We start from the raw sequence: 21338 nt of genomic DNA, 5'->3' as shown, positions 1-21338 counted from the left end.
CCCTCCCCCGTGCAAACGGGGGAGAGTTGGGGTGGGGGAATGTGCTATGAATCAAGCATTCCCCCACCCTAGGGCGTGTCATCATTTAATCCAAAGAAACGGCAGCAGCCAAACAAATTCCCCCAAAAAAAGCTGCTGCCGTTTTGTCATAACGGGTCGCAAGCGCACGGTATTGTTTCAAACGGGCAAAGAAATTCTCAATCAAATGCCGCCTGCGGTACAAAAACCTGTCGTACTCCCGCCGTTGCCTGCGGTTACACAAACTCGGAATCACAACCTGTCTGCCCGAATCAAGCAAGGGTTTGACCACCCTCGCGTGTGCATCATAGCCTTTATCCGCAATCAAAACCTTGGCTTTCAAATGGGGCAGCAGCCTGTCTGCCCCATCTAAATCCGAATACTGCCCTGCCGTCAAAACAATCCGCAACGGTCTGCCCGACCCGTCTGCCAATACATGTATCTTGGTACTCAATCCGCCCCTGCTGCGCCCGATGCACCGCCCCCTTTTTCCGCACCTGAACTGTGTTGGTGAGCGCGTATGATGGTGGAATCAATCATGGCATATTCGTTATCCGCATCTTGGCTCAGTACCTCAAGCACTTTTTCCCATACGCCGCTTTTACTCCAACGCATATGGCGCAGATGCACGACACGGAAATCTCCGAAGCGTTCGGGCAAATCCCGCCACGATATTCCCGCACGGTATCTGTACAATACCGCATCCACAAACAACCTGTTGTTTTTTGCCGTAACACCGACACAGCCTGCCCTGCCCGGCAGCAGGTCTTTTATCCGTTCCCATTGGCTGTCTGTCAGCGCATATCTTCTGTTCGTATTCATGACTTGAGATTATAGGCGAATATTAAATGATGACACACCCTAGCCCTCCCCCACTTTGGCGGGGGAGGGAGCAGCTTGAGGCGAAAAAAATCGTTTGAACTCCATTCTCTAGGCAAAAAATAGGCGGCAATCTGAATATCGGATTACCGCCTGTGCCATATCATCTGAATTTAAATCAGTTTCAAACGTTGCAGTTCCTCCTGCAAATCGGCGGCGAGCCAGCCGTTGCCCGATGCCAAACGCAGTAGGGCGGTGGCGGTTTCCACATTGCAATAACCACCGTTAATCGCGCCCGATGCGCGTAAACGGCTGCCTTGCGCGTACACGGCTGCTGCTTGACCTTCAGGCACTTGGCTGATGTTTAACACCAAACGGCTGGGGTTTTGCGAAGTAAACTGGTGAATCGCGTCCAATAAATCAATATCGGCGGGGGAATTGCCGTGTCCGTAACTCATCAGCACCGCGCCATTGAGCGGAAAGGTGCGCAGGGTGTGGGCGGCGGCTTTGATGCCGATGCCGGGGGTAAGCAGCAGGGCGGCCACGCGCTGACCCGAATCCAAACGGCGCGGCAGGTGATTAAAGGCAGGTGCGGGGCGTTCGGGCGACCATTCGCCAAAATGCGGGTTGGCAAAGCCGTCAGAACGGACGGTGCTGGTTTTGCTGCTGCCTACAGCGGGGAAGAGTTTGCCGTTAAACGCCAGCAACACTTCGTGTACATCATCGCGCAGCAGGGCAGAAACGGCGGTTTCCAAATTGCAGGGGGCATCGCTGCCGTCCGTACCAAACGGGATTTGTGCGCCTGTGAGTACCACGGGTTTGCCTTGGGTGTCCAAGCTGAGGGCAAGGACGTTGGCGGTATAGGCGAGTGTGTCGGTGCCGTGCAGCACCAGTACGCCGTCATAATCGGGCAGGGCGTTTTCCAGTATCGTCAGCCATTCTGCCCAGTGCTGCGGCGATACGGCGGAACTGTCAATCAGGGGGTTGCAGATGTGCCAGTGAAAATGGATTTGCTGCTGATAGGGCTGTAGGGCGGTGTGGACGATGGCGGTGTCGGGTTTCAGCCCGTCTGGGCTTTGGGTCATGCCGATGCTGCCGCCTGTGTAAAGCACAAAAATGTTTTTCACGGTTTGGATTCCTTGTTTTTATTTGAATTACAAATAGGGTCAGTCTGCCGCTGTCAGGATGGCAAACGCTTCGCGGTATTTTGCCAAGGTTTTGTCAATCACGTCTTGGGGAACGGTGGGGGCGGGGGGCTGTTTGTTCCAACCGCTTTGTTCCAGCCAGTCGCGCACAAACTGTTTGTCAAACGACGGCGGATTCGTGCCTGCCTGATAGCTGTTTACCGACCAAAAACGGCTGGAATCGGGGGTCAGCACTTCGTCCATCAGCGTTAATGTGCCATTTTCGTCCACACCAAATTCAAATTTGGTATCGCAGATAATAATGCCGCGTTGGGCTGCGTAGGCAGCGGCTTCGCGGTAAAGCTGTAGCGATTTGTCGCGCACCTGCTCTGCCAGCTCTGTACCGACAATGGCGCAGGCTTGGGCAAAATCAATGTTTTCATCGTGTTCGCCTGCTTCGGCTTTGGTAGAGGGGGTAAACAGCGGTTCGGGCAGTTTGTCGGCTTCGCGCAGATTGGCAGGTAAGGCAATGCCGCACACTGTGCCGTGTTGGCGGTATTCTTTCCAACCGCTGCCCGCCAAATAACCGCGCACCACCGCTTCAATTTTCACGGGCGTGAGGCGTTTGGCAACCACGGCGCGTTTTTCGATGGCGCGGGCTTCGGCTTCGGGCAACACGTCGTACACGCTTTGTCCGGTAAAGTGGTTGGGCATGATGTGTGCCAGTTTGTCAAACCAGAAATTGGAAATTTGAGTCAGGATTTCGCCTTTGCCAACAATGGGCGCGGGCAGAATTACGTCAAAAGCAGACAAACGGTCGCTGGCGACAATCAGCATGGTGTGTTCGTCAATTTCGTATAAATCGCGCACTTTGCCAGAATAGAGTTTGGGCAGGCTGATGGTGGTCATGGTGCTTCCTTGCGGCAGAGTCAAAAAATTATTTTACCGCGAATAAGAGCGGCTTTGAAGCGGGTTTGCGCCCGTAAAAAACGCCCGAACAGGATTCGGGCGCGGGATTTAAGCGTGTTGGGCGGCGATGTGCAGCAGCTGGGCGAGAATTTTTGGATTGGCAGCAAATGCTTCGCCTTTATCCAACCAATGTTCGTTGCCTTCGGCATCTGTCACAATGCCGCCTGCTTCCTGCACCAGCAACGCACCCGCAGCGGCTTGGCAGGGGTGCAGCTTAAAACGCACCAAACCATCGCGGCGACCCGCAGCCACGGCGCAGAAATCCAATACCGCTGCGCCTTCGCAACGCACACCGGCGGTACGCGCCGACAAACCGTTTAACAGGCTGTCGTTTTCGCGGTCAAAACCTGCTGCCACCAGTGCGTTGGTGGCTTCAATGCGGGCAGACACGCGCAAACGCCGTCCGTTCAGCCACGCGCCTTTGCCGCGTGAAGCGGTGTAAAGCTCGTTGCGTTCGGGGGAAAACACCAGCGCATCTTGCAAGATACCTTTGTGACGCAGGGCGATGGCAACGGCATAATGGGCGCTGCCGTGCAGGTAGTCGCTTTCGCCTTCCAGCGGGGCAATCAGCCATTCGTGACCTTTGCCCGTCAGTTCGCCGCCGTTGTCGGCACTGATGATGCGGTGGTCGGGATAGGCTTCGCACAGGATTTCGGTAATGGTGTGGGCGGCGTGGCTGCGGATTTCGGCGGCAAAGTCGTTAAAGGCTTTGCTGTCGGGTTTGAATTCCAGCAGGTTGTTGGCGGCGCGTAAGGTGTTGTCACCCGCACGGCGGGCGGCTTTAAACGCGGTATTGAGGGCGGGGCTGTGAAGTTGGCTCATGGCGGGCTTTCGGAACGGGTCAGACGCAAAGGGGCGGGATTATACGCGATTCAGGCAGGCTCTTCAAAACCCGCAATTTCCAAGCCAAAGCCCGTCAATCCGTTTAATGAAGAGGTTTTGCCCATCACGCGCATTTTTTTCACTTGCAAACCCGCTAAAATTTGTGCGCCGATGCCATAGGTTTTTTTGTCCCACTTTTTGATTTGAAAGCTGTTTTTCGGCAAAGTGCGTTCCAGCAGTGCGCTGCCGTCTTCGGTGCGGTGCAATAAAATCAACACCCCGCATTCGGCTTCCTGAATCCGTTCCAAAGCAGCGGGCAACTGCCAAGAATGGCTGGGGTCGGACATCAAAAAATCCATCGCGCTAAAAGGTTCGTGAACGCGCACCAGCGTTTCTTCGGCGTGAACGGGGTCGCCTTTGACCAATGCCAAATGGGTATCGCCATTCAGTTTATCCACATAAACATGCTGGCGGAATTCGCCCCACGGTGTGTCAATGCGGGTGTCGCCCATTTCTTCCAACAGGCTTTCGGTGCGGCTGCGGTATTCAATCAGGTCGGCAATCGTGCCGATTTTTAAACCATGTGTTTCGGCAAAACGCATCAGTTCGGGCATACGCGCCATCGTGCCGTCATCATTTAAAATTTCGCAAATCACGCCTGCGCCCGCCAAACCCGCCATCTGTGCCAAATCCACAGCGGCTTCGGTGTGTCCTGCGCGTACCAGCACGCCGCCTTTTTGGGCGCGTAAGGGGAAAATATGCCCTGGTTGAACAATGTGTTCGGGCTTAACCGCAGGCGAGACGGCGGTGCGGATGGTGTGGGCACGGTCGGCGGCGGAAATGCCCGTACTGATGCCGTCTGCCGCTTCAATCGACACGGTAAAATTGGTGCCGTATTGTGCGCCGTTGTGTTGGGTCATCATTGGCAGGCCCAGTTTGTCAATTAGCGCGTTTTCCATCGGCAAACACACCAAACCACGGGCGTGTTTAATCATAAAATTAATGGCTTCGGGTGTTACAAACTGCGCTGCCATCACCAAATCGCCTTCGTTTTCACGGTCTTCGGCATCGGTAATAATCACCATTTTGCCAGCGGCAATATCGGCAAGAATATCGGGAATGGGGGAAATATGCATAATAAATTGGGAGACAAGGTGGAATATCAGGGCGCGATTGTACGGCATTTGACGGTAGGCTTTCAAATGCCCGCGCCTGTGTATTTTGACTTTTTACCGTATAAAAGTTTATGATGCGCCTATTTTATATTGATAAAACAGAAACGGAGTAAGGATTATGAATCCGACCACTGTAGAACCGATTGTATTAAACGGTTATTACACCCTGATTGCCGCCACGCTGGTGTTGCTGTTGGGTAAATTTTTGGTATCGCGCATCAAGTTTTTGCGCGATTTTAATATTCCCGAACCTGTGGCGGGCGGTTTGCTGACCGCGCTGCTGGTAACGGTATTACACGCCGCTTTCGGCTTGGAATTTCAAATTGAAAAATCGCTGCAAGACGCCTTTATGCTGATTTTCTTTGCTTCTATCGGTTTGTCGGCAGATTTTTCGCGTTTGAAACAAGGCGGTTTGCCTTTGCTGGTGTTTTTGGCGCTGGTAAGCGGCTTTATCGTGGTGCAAAACGCTGTGGGCGTGGGCATGGCATCTGCCTTGGGACTGGACCCGCTGGTGGGCTTGATTACCGGCTCGATTACGCTGGTGGGCGGACACGGCACGGGCGCGACTTACGGCGATATCCTTACCAAACAATACGGCATTGTCGGCGCATCGGAAATGGCGATTGTGTCGGCAACATTCGGTTTGGTGGCGGGCGGTTTGATTGGCGGACCCGTGGCACGTCGTTTGGTGAATAATATGGGGCGCAAACCCGTACAGGAAACCACAGCTAAAAGCACATCTGCCGATGCACCGGGGCGTTATGACGACCAAACCTTTGAAAGCGCGCGCCATCAACGCTTAATTACCGCTGAATCGGCAGTGGAAACCATGGCACTGTTTGCCGCGTGTTTGGCATTTTCGGCAGTGATGAAAGGCATGTTTGCCGAACATGAAGTGTTGAAAAAATTGCCACAATTTGTGTGGGCTTTGGGTTTTGGCGTGGTGTTGCGCAACCTGCTGACCACCGTGTTTAAATTTGATATGTTTGACCGTGCCATTGACGTGTTCGGTAATGCTTCGTTAAGCCTGTTTTTGGCAATGGCGCTGATGAGCATGAAGCTGTGGCAGTTGTCGGGCATGGTGGGTGCGATGTCGGCAATTTTGGCGGTGCAAACGGTGGTAATGATTTTGTTTGCCTATTTTGTCACTTTCCGTGTGATGGGTAAAAACTACGATGCGGCGGTGCTGGCAGCGGGACATTGCGGTTTCGGTATGGGCGCAACGCCTACGGCGGTTGCCAATATGCAGTCTATTACCAATACTTTTGGCGCATCGCACAAGGCGTTTTTGATTGTGCCTTTGGTGGGCGCGTTCTTTATCGATTTTGTCAATTTTGCCTTAATCGGTGTGTTTATGGAAATGTTTGGTAAATAACGGCTGTTGTGCCGATGCCTGAAAACGCGGGGTGTGAACGGGAAAATCCGCACGCTCCGCGTATTTTTTGTTATGATTGATACACGTTTGTTCAGTATTCAGGAACCCGTGATGATGCCAAAGCGCACGATAGCGAAAACCGCTTCGTTTTTGGGTACGGCGCTGTTGTTGTGTGCCTGCCCCGCCGATTCCGACCGCGAACCGGCCGTTTCCAAAGAAGTCCGCGAACTGGCAGACTGCCGCCATCCTGCGGTGCTGCCCGATATCCGCGACAACCTGCGTCAAACCATGCGCCGCGAAGCGCAGCGTTTGGCAGAACAGGACAAACGCCGTTTTGTGGATGCCGATAAGGTAACGGCGGCTGCCGACCGTTTGCAGGTGCGTATGCAGTCGGTGCAGGCAGATTCCAAATTGTGTACCGCGCAAATCAGCGTGATTATTCCGCAAGCGGTACTGGACACCGCCGAGCGTTACGCGCCAATTTTGGAAAGTGCTGGTCCCGCTGAAATTATTTTAAACCGCACCGCCAACAACAACCTGCGTTTTGACGGACAAGCGGTGATGGCGCAGTTGGATTACCGCGTTAATCCCGACAACCGCCATTTTGCCGTTAATTACAGCGACGGTAATTTGAGTTTGTTGGGCAATGTGCTGACTGCTGCGCTGTTGTCTTATGGCGTTAAAGACATAATTATGGTAAACGGCAAAGCCGTGAACCGCGATGCCGCCTTGCGTAATATGGATTTTCCGAAAGTTCAAGCGGTGATTCGTCCGCACGAAGTGGAAACCTTACAACCCCCGCCACCTGCTGCCGTGCCTGCCGCGCCGCGTGTGTCTGACGATGCCGCGCCCGTTGAAACCGCCCCGCCGCCGCCCGTTGCCGAAGAAGAACCCGTCAGCCGCATCAGCGAAAGCCGCTTGCAGCAAGCCCGTTCCGACCACGAAAACGCCGACCGCGACATCAAAAACGCTTGGCACAATATTGACCCGCAGGTACAGCAAAACCTGATGGAAGACCAACGCGCTTGGGAAGACCGCAAAAACAGCAGCTGCCGCAAATCCGCCGCCAGAGGCGCAGACGAATCGGAAAGCCAATTTTTGCACATTCAATGCGATATCCGCGAAACACGGAAACGCATCAAAGAGTTAAACGAATACAGCATTCGTTAAACCATTCGCTTTTGCAGGCTTTGCCTTTGGGTTAAGTCTGCAAAATTTTTATTTTTCTTTTTTTAATAGAAACTGATGAATAAGACTTTTGAACCCGTATTCAAGCAGTTGGATACGGTGATTTTGGGTAAGCAGGCTCTGTTGAAACAACTGATTGCCTGCGTGCTGGCAGGCGGACACGTTTTGCTGGAAGACGTACCGGGTGTGGGCAAAACCACCTTGGCGAGTGCATTGGCGGGCGTGTTGGGGATTCCGCTGCGGCGGGTGCAGTTTACCAACGATATGTTGCCTGCTGATTTATTGGGCGTAAACGTGTTTCAGCCTGCCGATGCCGCGTTTAAATTTCACCCTGGTCCCGTGTTTACCCCCTTTGTGCTGGCAGACGAAATCAACCGCGCCCCTCCCAAAGTGCAATCTGCCCTGCTGGAAGCCATGGAAGAAGGGCAAGTGTCGGTAGATGGCAAAACCTACCGCCTGCCCAAGCCGTTTTTGGTGGTGGCGACACAAAACCCCAGCGAACAATTGGGCACATTCCCCCTGCCCGAATCGCAGCTTGACCGCTTTATGATGCGTTTGAGCATGGGTTATCCCGTGCAAGCTGCCGAAACACAGTTGTACCATCAGGGCGACCGCCGCCGTTTGTTACCTAAAATTCAAGCTGTTGCCTCGCCGCAGATTTTGTTGCAATGGCAGCAGCAAGCCGCCGCGCAAACCGTTTCCGAAGCCGTGGCAGCTTATGTGTACCGCTTGGTATCGGCAACGCGCCGTCCGGGGGTGTTTGCCTTGGGATTAAGCCCGCGTGCGGGTTTGGCGGTGATTAAAGCCGCCAAAGCATGGTCGCTGCTGGAAGGGCGCAATTTTGTTTTGCCCGAAGACGTAAAAGCCGTGTGGGTATCGGTCGCGAACCACCGTTTACAAACCCTGCACCGCCAAAATTCCGCCGATGCCTTGGCAGAGATGCTTGACCATGTTGCCGTCTAAAGCCGATTCACACGAAGTTTTGCTGTTGCACCCCGAAGGCGCGGTATCGCGCCGCCATTTGCGTTTGCGCCCGACCAAGCTGTGTGTGGGTTTGGCGGTGGTGTGCGCGGCAGTGTGGGTGGGCGCAGCCAATTATCAAGTAAACGTGGCGTATGCGGTCAGTTTTTGGCTGGCGGGATTTATCGGCGTGGCAGCGCTGATGACGGTGCGCCAATTGTCGGGTTTGACCTTATCGGCAGATTTTCAAGAAGAAGTGTTTGCGGGCGACCACGCCGCCGTGCGTTTACGCGCCCGTTCCACCGCCAAACGCCCACGCGTATTTTGGTGGCGCGGCGCAGGGGCAGGCGAAACCGCGCAATGGCAACGTGCCGATGTACACAGCGAAACCTATGAAACCCAGTGGGCAATCGCCGTGTCGCGGCGCGGACACTTTCCCGCCCCTTTGTTGCTGGAAATCGCCAGTACCGCCCCTTTCGGCTTGTTTTACATCCGTTTGCACGCCGAATGGCAAACCGATGCCGTCGTTTTTCCCGCACCCCTAGCGCACGATGTGCCTACTGCAGAACGCCCCGCCACCAGCGAAGATGCCCCCGTCCGCAGCGGTGGCAACGGCGACGATATTGCCTTTTTAAGCCAACATATTGACGGCGTATCTTTACAGCATGTGGCGTGGAAAAGCTATGCCAAAACAGGCGAATTAATGGATAAAGTGTTTGAAGCACCGCAGCCCGAAGCCGATAAGGAAACCTTTTCCTACCGCGATTATCCCGCAGGCACGCCCAAAGACAAGCTGGCATCGTGGCTGACCTACCGCGTATTGCAGGCAGAACAAGCAGGCAGACCCTACACGCTGGAGCTGCCCGATGGTGCTATTACCCCGCAAAACGGTCAGCGCGAAAAATGTTTGAATGCCTTGGCGTTTCTGTAGGATTGTGGCTCAATTAACCAAACATAAGCAATCAATGAATAACTTAATTCAAATGCTATTAAGCATTAAAAATCCTGCAAATCATTTTATTGAACGCCCTGAATTGATTCGGGGCTATACAGAAGATGAAATTAAGCAGATTGAACAAAAATATAACTTTCCTGTTCATGGTCAATTTAAAGAACTATTGATGACAATGGGTAAATGTTCTGGTGGTCTCTTGTTAAGTGATGATATATACATATATCGAGAGGGCTATGCAAACCATCATTTAGATGGTTATGTGAGAGATAGTATACAACACGATAAGGACTATGAATATTTTATGCAGTCCATTGGTAATGTTAATTTAACTGAAAAAAGATTCTTTATATTTGCAGGTATTAATGAACATATTGTTCAATATTTTATGTTTGCATCAGATGGTAATGACATAGTTTATGAATGGGATGAGAATGAAGAAACAGTAAAAGAATTTGGCACATTATTTGATTTTTTAAAATATTACCGAAAAATTACCACATCACAAATTACTGGGGAAGAAAACAATGATTTTAAAGAATTAACAACAGGCAAATTGTTATAGTGGCGTTTTATTAACAACCAAGTCAGCATAATGAAAATGGACAATTTAATTCAAATACTATTAAGCATTAAAAATTCTGCAAATCATTTCATTGAACGTCCTGAACTGATTCAGGGCTATACCGAAGATGAAATTAAGCAGATTGAACAAAAATATAACTTTCCTGTTCATGGTCAATTTAAAGAACTATTGATGACAATGGGTAAATGTTCTGGTGGGTTATTATTCGGAGATGATGTTTATCTATATAGAGATGCAATAGATACTTATTATTTCTCTAATATTTCAAACATGGAAATACAAGAAGACCCCGATTGCCAAGAATTTATTAAAAAAATGGGAAATATTAATCTAGTGGAAAAGAAATATTTTGTCCTTGCTGGTATCAATGAACATCGGTTTCAATATTTTATGCTTCTTGAAAATAAGAATAACATTATTTATGAATGGGATACAGATACCGATGAAGTGAAAGAATTTGGTACATTATTTGATTTTTTAAAATATTACCGTCAAATTACTATATGTCCTATTACTGGGGAAAACAATCATGTTTTTGAAAGCCTCACAACAGGCAGATTGTTATAATGGCGTTTTATTAAAAACCAAGGCAGCATAATGAAAATGGACAACTTAATTCAAATGCTATTAAGCATTAAAAATCCTGAAAATCATTTCATTGAACGTCCTGAACTGATTCAGGGCTATACCGAAGATGAAATTAAGCAGATTGAACAAAAATATAACTTTCCTGTTCATGGTCAATTTAAAGAACTATTGATGACAATGGGTAAATGTTCTGGTGGACTATTATTTGGGGAGGATATTTATATATATAAAAGTGGTGTGGAATATTATTTTGGAGAATCATCAAGGGTAGAATTAATTAATGACCAAGATTGCCAAGCATTTATTTGTGCTGTTGGTGATGTTGTTAAAAGAAAAATAATTACGGTGGCTGGAATAAATGAAAATATAGTTTCCTACTTTATGTTTGCATCAGATGATAATGATATGGTTTATGAATGGGATGAGAATGAAGAGACACTAAAAGAATTTGGTACATTATTTGATTTTTTAAAATATTATCGCCAAATTACTATATGTCCTATTACTGGGGAAAGTAATAATGATTTTAAGGAATTAACAACAGGTAGATTGTTATAATGGCGTTTTATTAACAAGCAAGGCACCGTAATTGAAACGGTGCCTTGGTTTTTATTTTTTGCCTGAAGACTGCTGCTTTTCCAGCTGCTGCAATTCGCGCAGGGAAGCGGCGGCGGTGGGGTGTCCGCGCATGGCGGCTTGCCCGAACCAGTATTTTGCTTGAAAAAGATTGCGTTCTACGCCCGTGCCGCTGGCATAACGCACGGCAAGATTGTTTTGTGCTTCGGGGTGTCCTTGCTTGGCGGCGAGTGTGTACCATTTGGCGGCTTGGGCGAAATCTTGTTTTGTGCCTTGTCCGCGTGCGTGCATCAGTCCTGCTTCAAACTGGGCTTCGGCAATGCCTTGGGCGGCGGCTTTGCTGTACCATTTTAGGGCTTGGGTGTTGTCGGCTTTTACGCCCAAACCGTCGCGGTAAAGCACGGCGATATTGTTTTGTGCTACGGCATCGCCACGGTCTGCCAAGGGCTTGAGCAGGAGGAAGGCGCGGCGGTAATCGCCTTTTTGTCCTGCTTGAACGGCTTGGCGGTACACGGTTTGGGTGTCGGCAGCGGGGGCGGCGGGCGCGGCGTGGGCGAATACCAGCGCGGCAGCGGCAAGCCACAGGGTGCGTTTCATGGCGGATTCCTTTTCTTGATGTTGAAAACAACAAACGGGTTTAATCGGCAGCGGCATCAACGGCGGTAGCGGGCAGGCTGTGCAGCGCATCGGGGCGCAACGACACTAAAAAGCCGCGTTTGCCGCCGTTGATGTAGATTTCGGGCAGTGCAAAAATGCTGTGTTGGGCATACACAGGCAAGGCGGCTTTGATACCGAACGGGCTGATTCCCCCCACCAGATAGCCTGTCCATTTGTTTGCCTGCTGCGGGGTGGCAGGTTCAAGGTGGCGCATACCCAGCAGCCGCGCCAGCTTGCGGGTGGATACCTGACGGTCGCCGTGCATCAGCATAATGCAGCCTTGTTTGGCTTCGTTTTGCAACACAATGGTTTTAATCACACAATGTTCGTCCACGCCCAAACACTGCGCCGAATGCGCGGTGCCGCCGTGTTCGCGGTAAGGGTAGGGGTGCGGGGTGAAATCAATTTGCTGTGTTCGCAAAAAGCGCACGGCAGGGGTAATGGGATAATCGGGCTTTGCCATGCCGTTATGCCCCGCTGTGTAGGGCGCGTACCGCTGCTTCGCGCTCGCCGTTTAAAATTAAGGGCAGGTGTTGCAGGGATTGCTCAATGGCGCGGTCTAACAGCTCGCGCTCGGCGGCAGAGGGTTTGTTTAACACATAGCCCGTTACCAAATTGCGGTCGCCGGGGTGTCCGATGCCCAAGCGCAAACGGTAAAAATCGGGCGTACCCAAACGCGCCTGTATGTCTTTCAAACCGTTGTGTCCGCCGTTGCCGCCGCCTTGTTTGAAACGGATGCGCCCGCAGGGAATGTCCAATTCATCGTGTACTGCCAAAATTTCATCGGGGGCGATTTTGTAAAACTGCGCCAACGCTGCCACTGCCTTGCCCGACAAATTCATATAGGTTTCGGGCTTGAGCAGGTAAATCTCGCGCCCTGCGGCACGCGCCCGCGCCATGTCGCCAAAAAATTTCTTTTCGTTGCGCCAGCTTACCTGCCATTGCTGCGCCAATTGGTCTAACAGCCAAAAGCCTGCGTTGTGGCGGGTGTCGCGGTATTCGTTGCCGGGGTTGCCCAAACCGACAATCATTCTGATGTTCATCAAAAATTCCTTAAATGGTTGAAAGCTATGCTTGGTGTTGCTTGGCTTGGGCGGCGCGTTTGCGCCGTGCCTGTTTGGGGTTGGCGATTAGGGCGCGATACACTTCAATGCGGTCGTGCGCCTGTAAAACGGTGTGGTCGTCTGCCCGCTTGCCGAAAATCCCCAGCGGTACGCCATTGGTGTCCAATTCGGGAAAATCCTGTGCTAAAGGGCTTTTGTGCAGGGCGTGGCGCACGGTTGTCCCCGCAGGCACGCGCAAACGGTACAACACCTGCTTTTCGGGGCAGGCGTAGGCAATTTCAATATCAATGTCAGCCATAACGTTTGTCCGCTTCTTTGACAAAGGCATCAACGAGTTTGCGGCAAATGCCGTCAAACACAGGACGGATTAAACGCGCCAGCAAGCCCGTTAATTCGTAATGTAGGGAAAATTCAATTTTACAGGCATCGTCGCCCACGGGGGTAAAACGCCACGTTCCGTGTAGGCTTTTAAACGGACCTTCCAACAGGTTCATGCGGATTTCGCTGTAAGGGGTGTTGGTGTTGCGGGTGGCAAACGATTGGCGCAAACCCATGTAGTCTATGTGCAAACGGGCTTGCAATTCGGTGTTGCTGCGGCTGATGACTTCGGTTTTGCCGTACCACGGCAGAAAATCGGGATAGTGTTCCACTTCGTCAACCAAGCGGTACATGTGTTCGGCGCTGTGCAAAACCAGCATCGATTTGTGAATGTGGGCGGCAGACATGGCGTTTAATCGGCAAAAATAAATATTATAACCGATGTTGTGCAGGGTGCGTTTTGGCGTGAGGCTTCGGGCTTTTTGTTATAATCGCCGATTTTGGCGGAAGGACGGCTATGGATGAGGCGGCGCGTTATCGGCAGGGTCTGTATTATTCGCTGTTATGCTATGTGATATGGGGCTTGTTTCCGATTTATTGGTATCCTTTAAACCAGTCTGCTATGCCTGCGGAACAGATTTTGGCGCAACGGGTGTTGTGGTCGGCGCTGTTTACCTTGGGACTGATGTTGTGGCTGAAACAGGGCAAGGCGGTAATCAATGCGTTGCGCCGTCCGAAACTGTTGGCGGTGTTTGTGCTGTCGGGGCTGCTGATTGGTTTGAACTGGCTGGTGTATTTGTGGGCGATTGTGAATAACCGTGTTTTGGAAGCCAGTTTGGGCTATTTTATCAATCCTTTGTTCAGTGTATTTTTGGGCAGGGTGGTGTTGAAAGAAGGCTTAAACCGTATTCAAATGATTGCGCTGGTGTTGGCGGGGGCAGGCATTGCGTGGCTTGCCGTGCCTGCGGGCAACGTGCCTTGGGTGGCGATACTGCTGACTGCCAGCTTTGGGCTGTATGGTTTAATCCGCAAACTCGCGCCCATGGACGCTTTACCTGGATTGTTTTTGGAAACGTGGTTGCTGCTGCCTGTGGCAGGTGCGTATCTGCTGTGGTGCGCCGTGCAGGGGCAATTGTTTGGTTTTGCCGAACTGAATCCGCTGCAAAACGCGGTACTGCTCGGTTCGGGCGCGGCAACCACCTTGCCTTTGCTGCTGTTTGCGGCGGGGGCAAAACGCATTTCCCTGTCGCTGTTGGGGGTGCTGCAATATATTTCGCCCACGCTGCAACTGCTGTCGGGGCTGCTGCTGTTTGGCGAACGTTTGGACGAGCAACGTTTGACGGGCTATGTGCTGGTGTGGCTGGCGGTGGGCGTGTTTTTGTGGGGGCTTCGGCGAGCGGCTTCCGTTCCGTCAAAATCATCTTGAGGAAAGAACCATGTATCTGATTGACCGTACCGCTGTGGTGCTGAAACCCACCGAAGTGTTTTTAAACTGGCTCAAAAGCTGCGACGACGACCTGCCCGATTTAACGCTGGCGCAGTTACGCGCCAATTGCAGCGTGTTTCTCGTGCCACAGTTTGACGAACCCGAACAGGCAGTAGCGTATTTTGATGAAAAATACCAATGGATTTTTGAAGCAGAATTAAGCTCTTGGGCGATTGAGCGTCCTTTGTGGCCCAAGCAGATGGATTTGCAGACGTTTTGGGAATTTTTTGATTTGGAAGTGCATGATACGGTAACGGATTTGGAAGAGGCGCAATGGCACGTTTCGCCCTTGCCCGATAATATGGCGTAAGCAGCGGTGCGCGGCTTGGAATTTGCTTTCCGTCCGTCCCAATGGCGGCGAATCGGTTGTATGTTGCTGTTTGCGCTGCTGATGGGCTGTTGTGTGTGGTATCTGCACGGCGGGGCGCGGGCATTGGTGCTGGTGTTATTATTGGCAACGGCGGCGTATGCGTGGCGCGAACCGTCTGTGGTGGTACGCAAACTGCGTATTGATGCTTACGGGCGGGTGTGGCTGTATGTGGCGGGCAGGCGCAAACCTTTGGCGGTAACGCTGGCATCAGGCAGCTTTATACACGTTTACGGCTGTTTTTTGTGTTGGCGCACCGAAAAAGGACGGCGCATTGACCAAATGGTCTTGCCCGATATGCTGTCGCGCGATGATTTCCGCAAACTGCGCGTGTGGGCGCGTTTCGGACAGGAAAAAATCCGCCCGCGCCGTCCGCAAGCGGATACGTCATCAGCGGGTTAATCTGCTATACTGGCACACTCGCCGTACAGCTGCGGCGGGGTAAAGATTTTTTGCTCTAAATATTGAGAACATCATTATGGCTTTAATTGTACAAAAATACGGCGGTACGTCTGTCGGTTCGGTAGAACGCATCAAAAACGTTGCCAAACGTGTTGCCAAAACCCGTGCCGAAGGGCATGACGTGGTGGTGGTGGTGTCGGCGATGAGCGGCGAAACCAACCGTTTGGTGGCATTGGCAAACGAAATGCAGGCGTTCCCCGACCCGCGTGAATTGGATGTGGTGCTGTCCACTGGTGAACAGGTTACCATCGGGCTGCTGGCAATGGCGTTGAAAGACATCGGCGTAGATGCCAAAAGCTACACGGGCTGGCAGGTGGCGGTGCAAACCGATACCGCACACAGCAAGGCTCGCATCGAGCAGATTGACGACAGCAAAATGCGCGCCGACCTGCAAGCGGGCAGGGTGGTGATTGTGGCGGGTTTCCAAGGCGTTACCGCCGATGGCGACATCAGCACTTTGGGGCGCGGCGGTTCGGACACTTCTGCTGTGGCATTGGCGGCAGCGTTAAAAGCAGACGAATGCCAGATTTACACCGATGTGGACGGCGTTTACACCACCGACCCGCGTGTCGTACCCGAAGCACGGCGCATGGACACCGTCAGCTTTGACGAAATGTTGGAATTGGCGAGTTTGGGCAGCAAAGTGCTGCAAATCCGCTCGGTGGAATTTGCGGGCAAATACAAAGTCCGTTTGCGCGTGCTCAGCAGCCTGCAGGAAGGCGGCGACGGCACGCTGATTACTTTTGAGGAAGACGAAAACATGGAACAAGCCATCGTATCAGGCATTGCCTTTGACAAAAACCAAGCCCGCATCAATGTGCGCGGTGTACCCGACAAGCCCGGCATCGCCTATCAGATTTTGGGCGCGGTTGCCGATGCCAATATTGATGTGGATATGATTATCCAAAATGTCGGCAACGAAGGCACGACTGATTTTTCCTTTACCGTACCGCGCGGCGACTACCAACCCACTTTGGATTTGCTCGGCAAACTCAAAGACACCATCGGCGCAGAAGAAGTCAGCGGCGACGACAGCGTGTGCAAAGTTTCCATTGTGGGCGTGGGTATGCGTTCGCATGTGGGCGTGGCATCGCGCATGTTCCGCGCCTTGGCTGCCGACAACATCAATATCCAAATGATTTCCACATCAGAAATCAAAATTTCGGTGCTGATTGACGAAAAATACATGGAATTGGCGACCCGTGTCTTGCACAAAGAGTTTGAATTGGATAAAGAAAAGGAAGCCTGATGTCCACCCCGCATATTTCCGCCCCCGCAGGCGCGTTTGCCGAAACCGTGCTGATGCCGGGCGACCCCTTACGCGCCCAATACATCGCCGAAACCTTTTTGGAAAACGCCGAACAAGTGACTGCCGTGCGTAATATGTACGGCTACACAGGCACTTATCAAGGCAAACGCCTGTCGGTGATGGGACACGGCATGGGCATTCCGTCTTGTTCCATTTACGCCAAAGAACTGATTACCGAATACGGTGTAAAAAACCTGATTCGCGTGGGTTCGTGCGGCGCGGTGCTGGACGATGTGCATGTGCGCGATGTGGTAATTGGCATGGGCGCGTGTACCGACAGCAAAGTGAACCGTATGCGTTTTAACGGACATGATTTTGCCGCGATTGCCGATTTCGGTTTAACACGGGCACTGGTGCAGTCGGCGCAGCAAAACGGCATTGCCGCCAAAGTGGGTAATCTGTTTTCGTCTGATTTGTTCTACCACCCCGACCGCAGCCTGACCGACACCCTGCGCCGTTATGGTATTCTCGGTGTGGAGATGGAAGCAGCGGGACTGTACGGCGTGGCAGCCGAATTCGGCGCGAAAGCCGCCTGTATCTGCACCGTTTCCGACCACATTGTTCGCGAAGAATACACCACGTCCGAAGAGCGTCAGCGCACCTTTAATGACATGATTACCATCGCTTTAGACGCTGCGAAAAACCTGTAAACCACACGGTTTATAGAAAATCAGGCTGTTTTACCCCGTGTAAAACAGCCTGTGTTATTATGCGTAATTTTTACCCCTGTTTCTAAACCGTTTGGAGTTACAGAATGTCCACACCCAAAGGCAAACCCCAAGCCCGTTTGCAAACCGAAATCCCCGAACAAGGCGTAGAACTGCTGCCGATTGAAGCAGAAAACCCCACGCCCGCTGCCGAAAATAGCGCTATCCTTACCGAAGAAATCCCCGAAGCAGCAGCCGTTAGCAATACACGCACCTCTTATGTGTCTGATGCGTTGCCCAGTGCTGCCGTGCCAACTGCTGCCCCCGCCGCAGTGAAAGCATCAAGCATTCCCGTAATGCCTTTTGGCGTGGCGGGCGGATTGCTGGCGTTGGGCGGATTTGCCCTAGCTGCCAAAGGCAGCGGCTCGGACAGCGGAAAATCCGACCAAGCCCCCAATAATTCTGCCAATCAAGGCAACGACAACGGCAGTAATCCCCCGCCTGCCGAGCCTGTTGCCAACCACATCCGCTTGGTGTATGGCAACGACAGCCAGCAAATCAAGCCCTTGGACAAATGGCAAGACAATGTATTGCATGCAGGCAAAAAGTTAACCGTAGCCGATGTGCCTGAAAACAATATTTTGGCGCAATACACCCAAAAACACGGCGCAAGCAAAGTGCAAAGCAATATCCGTCAAGCCTACCTGCCCGACAGCGACGGCGACGGTATTATTGACCACCATGACAGCAATCCTAATGTCTGGAATGTGTCTGACCGTGATTTGCGGATGTTTGCCACATTGGCATACGAAAAGCCCCAAGCCTTATCTAATATCTTTGATGAAAAAGATAGCTATAGTATTCAAAGCGTGGGCAGCGACCCAAAACGCTTTAACGGAGCAACCGACCCCAGAGAACTGGTTGAACATTGGCAGTTATTAAAAGCCTATAACGGTCATGATTTGTTTGGTACGGGCTTGGACTATGCCGTTTTCGGTAACGGCAAAACCGCCAACGGTTATCAGAATGTTGTGGTGGCATTTCGTGGCACAAGCAATGTTGCAGATATTACTGCCGATGCAAAATTGGCAGTAGGCGTAAGACCAAGCCAGGTATTTGAGCTTTCAGAAAAAGTAACGGCTGATTTAGCACGTTTTAATCCTGAGAAAGTTTATTCTACAGGACATTCTTTGGGTGGTTATTTGGCACAATATTTTGCCGCGCACAATATGAAAAATAATGAAGCATTTAAGCACAGTGCTTTATTTAATCCTGCCATTTTAAAAACAGGATTACAGTCCAGTTCGGATTTGAAAGAAGCCCGCCGTTTAACCGACCGTTGGCTGACCCGCGAAGCCGATTTAGACCACACCGATAAATCCGACCCCAAACAGATTACCAAAACCACGTCTTTTGTTATTACTGGCGAATGGTTAAGCGATGTTTTCGGTGCATATGACAGAACCACTTGGGTATCTGCCCAAGCCGGTAATCAGGAATCCAAACATGCGATGGCAAATTTTTATGCCGAAGACAGCGAAATCCGCCAACATTTCAGTTCGGGCTATCGCACCGATAAATACTATGAAAACCAAGATGATGACGGCGATGGCTTAAGCTATTCGCAGGAAAAACACCTTGGCTTGAATGTCGGCAAAAACGACAACCAAACCGATACCGACCGCGACGGTTTTTCAGATGCTTTGGAAGTAAAAGTCGGCAGCGACCGCTTTAATGCGGAAATTGATATTGATTTGCGCGATTACTACAACATCAAACCCAATGAAGAAGTGGTGCTTGCCATTGCAGGCAAAGAAACCGCAACAGGGGATTTGATTGAAGCCTTGGGCGTGGAATTGTCGGCGCAGGTGCAGGATAACCAATTGGTTTATACCCCGTCGGGTGCGCCGCCGCTGACTTTGGGCATCAATAACGCAGAATGGGCGCAATGGCTGGCGCATAACAAAATCATTATCAACGGTACACAGGGTGGCGACACTTTGGCGGGTGTGCAGGATAAAGCGGCGGTGCTGTACGGCGCGGCAGGCGATGATGTGTTGGCGGCGGGCAGCGGTTTGGATGTGATGGCAGGTGGGGCGGGCAACGACACCTTCCGTTTTTCGGCGGACAAACTCAACCGAGACGGCAGCGCGGACGTGATTAGCGATTTTTCGGCAGGCGATCGTTTGGATTTAAGCGGTATGCGTTCTTTGTTTGCCGACCACGGCGGCGGTTTTCAGTTTGGCGATATTCTGTTTGACAATACCAAACATTTGTTTGAAAAGAAATCTGCGCTGGTGTGGAATCAGAGCGAACAAACTTTGTCGTACAAAACCGCCGATTCCGACACTTTGCACGCCTTTGTGCGCTTTGATGATGAGCAGAATCTGGCAGCCGTACACGCTGCTTTGATTGGCTAAATCCAAAGAACATTACGCAGCCGCCAAATGGTTTGGCTGCGTGATTTTTTTGTCCGATACATCAATCAGGCAAACAGCGCAGGTTTATTGGGTTATAATAAAAGCTGTTTTATCTTTAACTTGCCGCGCCGTTTGTGGCTGCGGTTGCGTGTTTATGAGCCAAAAAATCCAAGCCGTTAAAGGCATGAATGATTTGCTTCCTGTAGAGCAAAAAGATTTTAAACTGACCGCTGCGTTTTGGCAGGCGTTTGAAAACACCGTGCAAAAATGGGCGAAACGCTACGGCTACCGTCAAATCCGCACCCCGATTGTGGAACAGACGGGGCTGTTTGTGCGTTCCATCGGCGAAGAAACCGATGTGGTCGGCAAAGAAATGTACACTTTTTCCGACAGCAACGACCGTTTGAGTTTGAGCCTGCGCCCCGAAGGCACAGCAAGCTGTTTACGCGCGGTGGTGGAACACAATTTAACCCACGAGTCGCCGCAAAAACTGTGGTATATGGGACCGATGTTCCGCCGCGAACGCCCGCAAAAAGGGCGTTACCGCCAGTTTCATCAGGTGGGCGTGGAAGCCTTGGGCTTTGATAATGTGCAGATTGATGCGGAAATCATTGCCATGTGTGCCGATTTGTGGCGCGAATTGGGGATTGCTGAATTTTTAACGCTGGAAATCAACTGTTTGGGCAACCGTGAAGAACGCGCCGCCCATCGCAGTGCTTTAGTGGCGTATCTGACCGAACACGAAGCGGCTTTAGACGAAGACAGCCGCCGCCGTCTGCACACCAATCCTTTGCGCGTGTTGGACACCAAAAATCCCGATTTACAAACCATTGCCAACCAAGCACCGCGTTTGGCGGATTATTTGGGCGAACAGTCGCGCGGGCATTATCAGCAGTTTAAAGCATTGCTGGACGGTTTGGGGATTGCCTATGTGGAAAACCACCGTTTGGTGCGCGGTTTGGATTATTATAATCACACGGTATTTGAATGGGTTACCGATAAATTGGGCGCACAGGCAACCGTGTGTGGCGGCGGACGTTATGACGGGTTGATGGCGGAATTGGGCGGAAAAGACACGCCGTCTATCGGTTTTGCCATGGGCGTGGAACGTCTGCTGCTGCTGGTGCGCGAATACGGAAGTTTACACGTTGATACTGCGCCCGATGTGTTTGTGATGCAGCAGGGCGAAGGCGCGGCGTTGCAAGCGATGAAATACGCAGCGTTGCTGCGCGAAGCGGGTTGGGACGTGTTGCAGTTTTCAGGCGGTGGAAAATTGCAAAAGCAGTTTAAACACGCCGATAAAAGCGGGGCGCGTTTTGCCCTGATTGTGGCGGAACAGGAATTGGCAGACGGCAGTGTTACCCTGAAAGATTTGCGCGGTAACAGCGGTCAGACCACCGTGTCTGCCGATGCGGTAATTTCTCAATTAGAACAATGGCAACAAAAGGATAATTAA

Annotated in this window: 23 protein-coding genes and 1 pseudogene; 14 read left to right on the top strand and 10 right to left on the bottom strand. The window is 51.5% G+C overall.

Annotated elements, in window-relative coordinates; genetic code table 11:
* Nucleotides 1-85: 85 nt before the first annotated feature.
* From H3L98_RS08080 to ribBA, 5 genes and pseudogenes are all read right to left on the bottom strand, one after another.
* A pseudogene (locus H3L98_RS08080) lies at nt 86-840 on the bottom strand (IS5 family transposase).
* A gap of 170 nt (nt 841-1010) precedes the next feature.
* On the bottom strand, nt 1011-1964 hold the full coding sequence (locus H3L98_RS08075; protein WP_027021563.1) for an asparaginase: 954 nt from the start codon (nt 1962-1964) through the stop codon (nt 1011-1013).
* 39 nt (nt 1965-2003) lie between these two features.
* Nucleotides 2004-2870 carry a phosphoribosylaminoimidazolesuccinocarboxamide synthase gene (locus H3L98_RS08070; protein WP_027021562.1) on the bottom strand — a complete coding sequence of 289 codons (867 nt, stop codon included), beginning with the start codon at nt 2868-2870 and terminating at the stop codon, nt 2004-2006.
* Nucleotides 2871-2978: 108 nt separating this feature from the next.
* Nucleotides 2979-3752 carry an inositol monophosphatase family protein gene (locus tag H3L98_RS08065; protein ID WP_027021561.1) on the bottom strand — a complete coding sequence of 258 codons (774 nt, stop codon included), beginning with the start codon at nt 3750-3752 and terminating at the stop codon, nt 2979-2981.
* Between the two features lie 50 nt (nt 3753-3802).
* On the bottom strand, nt 3803-4888 hold the full coding sequence (gene ribBA, locus H3L98_RS08060; protein ID WP_156932222.1) for a bifunctional 3,4-dihydroxy-2-butanone-4-phosphate synthase/GTP cyclohydrolase II: 1086 nt from the start codon (nt 4886-4888) through the stop codon (nt 3803-3805).
* Between the two features lie 157 nt (nt 4889-5045).
* Here ribBA and gltS point away from each other — a divergent pair, with 157 nt between their 5' ends.
* The 7 genes from gltS (at nt 5046) to H3L98_RS08025 (ending at nt 11134) form a co-directional block, all read left to right on the top strand.
* Complete coding sequence (gene gltS, locus H3L98_RS08055; protein ID WP_027021559.1) at nt 5046-6302, top strand: sodium/glutamate symporter; 1257 nt, start codon at nt 5046-5048, stop codon at nt 6300-6302.
* A 72-nt stretch (nt 6303-6374) separates the two neighbouring features.
* Nucleotides 6375-7472, top strand: coding sequence for a lysozyme inhibitor LprI family protein (locus H3L98_RS08050; RefSeq protein WP_027021558.1), 1098 nt, complete (start codon nt 6375-6377; stop codon nt 7470-7472).
* A 75-nt stretch (nt 7473-7547) separates the two neighbouring features.
* A complete protein-coding gene (locus H3L98_RS08045) occupies nt 7548-8453 on the top strand; it encodes an AAA family ATPase (RefSeq protein WP_027021557.1) in 906 nt (301 codons plus the stop codon).
* Nucleotides 8416-9381: a DUF58 domain-containing protein gene (locus H3L98_RS08040; protein WP_246327803.1), complete on the top strand. Its 966-nt coding sequence runs from the start codon at nt 8416-8418 to the stop codon at nt 9379-9381. The genes H3L98_RS08045 and H3L98_RS08040 overlap by 38 nt, the downstream gene beginning before the upstream one ends.
* Nucleotides 9382-9385: 4 nt before the next feature.
* Nucleotides 9386-9967 carry an SMI1/KNR4 family protein gene (locus H3L98_RS08035; RefSeq protein WP_182078429.1) on the top strand — a complete coding sequence of 194 codons (582 nt, stop codon included), beginning with the start codon at nt 9386-9388 and terminating at the stop codon, nt 9965-9967.
* A 30-nt stretch (nt 9968-9997) separates the two neighbouring features.
* Nucleotides 9998-10555 (top strand): SMI1/KNR4 family protein, encoded by a 558-nt coding sequence (locus H3L98_RS08030; RefSeq protein WP_220458626.1) that lies wholly within the window; start codon nt 9998-10000, stop codon nt 10553-10555.
* Between the two features lie 30 nt (nt 10556-10585).
* Nucleotides 10586-11134 (top strand): SMI1/KNR4 family protein, encoded by a 549-nt coding sequence (locus tag H3L98_RS08025; RefSeq protein ID WP_027021554.1) that lies wholly within the window; start codon nt 10586-10588, stop codon nt 11132-11134.
* Between the two features lie 51 nt (nt 11135-11185).
* On the opposite strand, the gene H3L98_RS08020 is transcribed toward H3L98_RS08025, so the two are convergent.
* The 5 genes from H3L98_RS08020 to H3L98_RS08000 are packed head-to-tail and all read right to left on the bottom strand — an operon-like array spanning nt 11186 to nt 13598.
* Nucleotides 11186-11749, bottom strand: coding sequence for a tetratricopeptide repeat protein (locus tag H3L98_RS08020; protein WP_027021553.1), 564 nt, complete (start codon nt 11747-11749; stop codon nt 11186-11188).
* Between the two features lie 40 nt (nt 11750-11789).
* Nucleotides 11790-12272 (bottom strand): aminoacyl-tRNA deacylase, encoded by a 483-nt coding sequence (locus H3L98_RS08015; RefSeq protein ID WP_027021552.1) that lies wholly within the window; start codon nt 12270-12272, stop codon nt 11790-11792.
* A gap of 4 nt (nt 12273-12276) precedes the next feature.
* Nucleotides 12277-12852, bottom strand: coding sequence for an aminoacyl-tRNA hydrolase (gene pth / locus H3L98_RS08010; RefSeq protein WP_027021551.1), 576 nt, complete (start codon nt 12850-12852; stop codon nt 12277-12279).
* A 25-nt stretch (nt 12853-12877) separates the two neighbouring features.
* The gene (locus tag H3L98_RS08005) at nt 12878-13171 is read right to left on the bottom strand and encodes an RnfH family protein (protein WP_027021550.1); all 294 of its coding nucleotides are present in this window, start codon (nt 13169-13171) and stop codon (nt 12878-12880) included.
* Nucleotides 13164-13598, bottom strand: coding sequence for a type II toxin-antitoxin system RatA family toxin (locus tag H3L98_RS08000; RefSeq protein WP_027021549.1), 435 nt, complete (start codon nt 13596-13598; stop codon nt 13164-13166). The genes H3L98_RS08005 and H3L98_RS08000 overlap by 8 nt, the downstream gene beginning before the upstream one ends.
* A gap of 110 nt (nt 13599-13708) precedes the next feature.
* On the opposite strand from H3L98_RS08000, the gene rarD reads away from it, so the two are divergent.
* The 7 genes from rarD to hisS all read left to right on the top strand — a co-directional run bounded on the left by rarD (nt 13709) and on the right by hisS (nt 21338).
* Nucleotides 13709-14617, top strand: a complete 909-nt coding sequence (gene rarD / locus H3L98_RS07995) for an EamA family transporter RarD (RefSeq protein ID WP_027021548.1) — start codon at nt 13709-13711, stop codon at nt 14615-14617.
* A 10-nt stretch (nt 14618-14627) separates the two neighbouring features.
* Nucleotides 14628-14987, top strand: coding sequence for a hypothetical protein (locus H3L98_RS07990; protein WP_027021547.1), 360 nt, complete (start codon nt 14628-14630; stop codon nt 14985-14987).
* Nucleotides 14988-15002: 15 nt separating this feature from the next.
* Nucleotides 15003-15446: a protein YgfX gene (locus H3L98_RS07985; protein ID WP_156932220.1), complete on the top strand. Its 444-nt coding sequence runs from the start codon at nt 15003-15005 to the stop codon at nt 15444-15446.
* Nucleotides 15447-15522: 76 nt separating this feature from the next.
* Nucleotides 15523-16755 carry an aspartate kinase gene (locus tag H3L98_RS07980; RefSeq protein WP_027021546.1) on the top strand — a complete coding sequence of 411 codons (1233 nt, stop codon included), beginning with the start codon at nt 15523-15525 and terminating at the stop codon, nt 16753-16755.
* Nucleotides 16755-17465, top strand: a complete 711-nt coding sequence (gene deoD, locus H3L98_RS07975; RefSeq protein ID WP_027021545.1) for a purine-nucleoside phosphorylase — start codon at nt 16755-16757, stop codon at nt 17463-17465. The genes H3L98_RS07980 and deoD overlap by 1 nt, the downstream gene beginning before the upstream one ends.
* 104 nt (nt 17466-17569) lie before the next feature.
* On the top strand, nt 17570-19882 hold the full coding sequence (locus H3L98_RS07970; protein WP_051531996.1) for a Tle-like phospholipase domain-containing protein: 2313 nt from the start codon (nt 17570-17572) through the stop codon (nt 19880-19882).
* Between the two features lie 154 nt (nt 19883-20036).
* Complete coding sequence (gene hisS / locus H3L98_RS07965; RefSeq protein WP_027021544.1) at nt 20037-21338, top strand: histidine--tRNA ligase; 1302 nt, start codon at nt 20037-20039, stop codon at nt 21336-21338.

Source organism: Conchiformibius steedae, assembly GCF_014054725.1.
Lineage (GTDB): Bacteria > Pseudomonadota > Gammaproteobacteria > Burkholderiales > Neisseriaceae > Conchiformibius > Conchiformibius steedae.
This window is presented reverse-complemented; position numbering and strand designations above follow the sequence as displayed.